Source organism: Protofrankia sp. CiP1_Cm_nod3 (assembly GCF_982290655.1).
In genome coordinates, this window is sequence record NZ_CEVIVD010000025.1 from 25,594 (window position 1) to 28,749 (window position 3,156).

Annotated in this window: 1 protein-coding gene; it reads left to right on the forward strand. The window is 70.9% G+C overall.

The window, feature by feature from the left end; genetic code table 11:
- Positions 1–198: 198 nt before the first annotated feature.
- On the forward strand, positions 199–3,156 hold a 2,958-nt coding region (locus tag AC5LUJ_RS07665), incomplete at its 3' end, for a sensor histidine kinase (RefSeq protein ID WP_493464702.1).

Here is a 3,156-nt window from a genome sequence, read left to right on the forward strand (position 1 = left end):
GGCCGCGGGCATGCCAGCGGACGGCCCTGGAACGGGCCGGACGGAAGGATCGGAAGCGGACATCTAGTTTAGGGCAGGCGCGTGTCGGGATGGTCGGCCATACCGCTATGGTGCCTATCGAGGGACATCCGGGCCCGATACCGGGCCATCCCGGTACGTCATTGTTCCGGGAGGCTGGCGGAGAGGTTGCGAAGGTACGTGCGCAGACAACCGATAGCCGGCACGGGCATCGACGCTCCCCCGGCGGGCGAGGTCACACCGCAGGAGCCGGAGCGGTCCGCTGATGACGGCGGGTCTCAGGTCGACGCCCCAGCCATCACATCACGGGGCCCAGGCGGCATACGACACGTAAGAGCACTGCTCAGCGCGCCGGCGAACTGGCGGGTCCGTACCAAGCTGATCGCGATCCTCGCGGTCCCGATCGTCGCGATTCTGGTCAACGCCGCGATGGGCGCCAACAGCGTGCTGACCAGTACCCGGGACGTCAACCGCGCCCAGGACATGGTGAGGATAAGCCGCGCCGCCACGGCGTTGGTGTCCGCGCTGGAGCAGGAGCGTACCTATACGGTCGGTTATGTCGCCTCACGCGGCACGCCGCAGCCGGGCTCCCGCGTCCCCGAGCGCGTCAGAACGGTGCAGGCGCAGGTCGACGAGGCGGCCCGGCAGTACGAGCAGAACGTCCGGGGCCAGCAGGACGCGTTCACCGAGCAGACCCGGACAGTGCTCCAGTCGATCGCGGACCGGCTGTCGCACCGGGCCAACGTGCGCGCGACCGCGCTGACCCTGGCTTCGTCGAACTCCGTCCAGGTGGCCTACACCGGGATGATCGACAGCCTGCTCAGCCTGGTGCCGCTCATCCCGCAGGGCCAGGACGACGCCACGCTGAACGCCGGCGTGGAGACCCTCGACGCCGCCATCCGCGCGTGGGAACGCCTGTCCGCCCAGCAGTCCCTCATCCACGGCATCAACCAGCAGGGCCGCTTCGACAGCGGTGACTACCGGCTGTTCGTCGGTCTGAACACGGAACGCGAAAGCCAGATCTCCCGTTTCGAGGCGGCGGCCAGCCCGGAGCAGGCCAGGGTGTACCGGGAGACGCTCGTCGGCCCGGACGTCTCGGAGACCAGCAACGAGGTGCAGAACGTCCTGACAGGACGGGTCGGGCAGCCGCTCGCGCTCGAGGACCTGAAGTGGCTGCAGTCGGCCCAGGGCACGATGAACCTCAACGCCAAGATCATCGATTCCCTGTACAACGACACCGAGAACCGCGTCGACACGCTGCGGTCGGGTATCCAGCGCCGAGCGCTGCTGTCCGGTCTGCTCATCGTCCTCATCCTGACGACCGCCATGCTCGCCGCGATGATCGTCGCCCGCTCCCTGGTACGCCCCCTGCTCGGGCTGCGCGCGGCCGCGCTGGACGTCGCCGGCCGCCGGCTGCCCGAGTCGGTCCGCCGGCTGCGCGACTCCACCGACCAGGACATCGACACCGAGATCGAACCAGTCGGTATCAACACCGACGAGGAGATCGGCGAAGTCGCCCGCGCGTTCGACGAGGTGCACCGGGAGGCCGTCCGCCTCGCGTCCGAACAGGCCGTGCTGCGGAACAACGTCAACGCCATGTTCGTCAACCTGTCCCGGCGAAGCCAGGGGCTGGTCGAACGGCAGCTGCGGCTCATCGACGACCTGGAGAACCGGGAGCAGGACCCGGACCAGCTCTCCAACCTGTTCAAGCTCGACCACCTGGCGACCCGTATGCGCCGGAACAACGAGAGCCTGCTGGTGCTCGCCGGCACCGACACGGCCCGCAGGTGGACCCACCCCGTCCCGCTCAACGAGGTCGTCCTCGCCGCGATCTCCGAGGTCGAGCAGTACACGAGGGTCAAGCAGACGGCGGCGGCCGGGGTGTCGATCACCGGCAACGCCGTCAGCGACGTCGTGCACCTCATCGCCGAGCTGTTGGAGAACGCCACCTCCTTCTCCCCGCCGGCGACCGATGTGCAGGTCACCAGCCGCTCCCTGGGGCCTGGCGCCGGAGCGACGATCGAGATCGAGGACCGCGGCATCGGGATGCCGGCCAAGGAGCTCGAGCGCATCAACGAGCGGCTGGCCAACCCACCCGTCATCGACGTGTCGGTGTCCCGCACGATGGGCCTGTTCGCGGTCGGCCGGCTGGCCGGCCGGCACGCCATCCACGTCCAGCTGCGCGAATCGGCCTCCGGTGGGATCACCGCCGTGGTACGGCTGCCAGCCAAGGTCGTCGCCGGCGAGACAGCCCCGAGCACACCGGCGCGCCCCACGGCACCGCTGGTCACCGGCCGTTCCCCGGCCGGTCGGTCGACGCTCGACAACGGCCTGTCACCGGCGCTGTCCAACGGCCACGCGGGGCTCGACGCGACGTCCCTGGCGAACGGCATGTCACGGGGCGGCTCCAACGACCGCGTGTTCGTCGACAGGGACACCCTGCCAAAAGGCGACGACCCGCATCCGCCCGGTTCGCGCAACGGCCCCGGAGCGCCGCCCCCCCTGCCCGTACCGGGCATGAACGGGAACGGGAACGGGAACGGCGCGGGCCACACCGCTACGGACGAGCGGTTCACCGGCCTCGACGAGTTCGGAGTGGAGCGGCTGGAGGCCGGTGGTGGCTTCGGCGCCGGCACCGGTCCGCTGGAGATCTCCAGAACCACGGCTCGCCAGCCGAACGCCGATCCGCCACCCTTCCACAGCGACCCCTCTACCGGCAGCTACGAGATCCCCCGGGGACCGGGCGCGGGGACCCCCTCCGGCCCGGGCACCGGCGCGACCTACCTGGACCTCGCCGGCGGCACCAGCGGCACCAGTTCGGCGCACCTGGATCCGGTGGGCCCGGCCTCCCCGGGCACCGGCGGCATCGACCTGACCGGAGCGGCCCCGCCCGGGCCGACAGACCGGATCACCACGGACAGCGCACCGGTCGTGCCCGCTCCCGACACGCTCCCGTTCGGCCGGCAGGCTCCCCCGCCGGCCGCCTATTCCCAGCCCACCGTCACCGGCGGCCAGACCGGGGAACTACCGACGGGCATCCCGGCGGGCGGCGGCCCGCGCCCCGACTTCCGGACGGAGCGGGCACCGACCGCGCGCGACGACGTTTCCTACCGTGACGACGTTTCCTACCGCGACGGC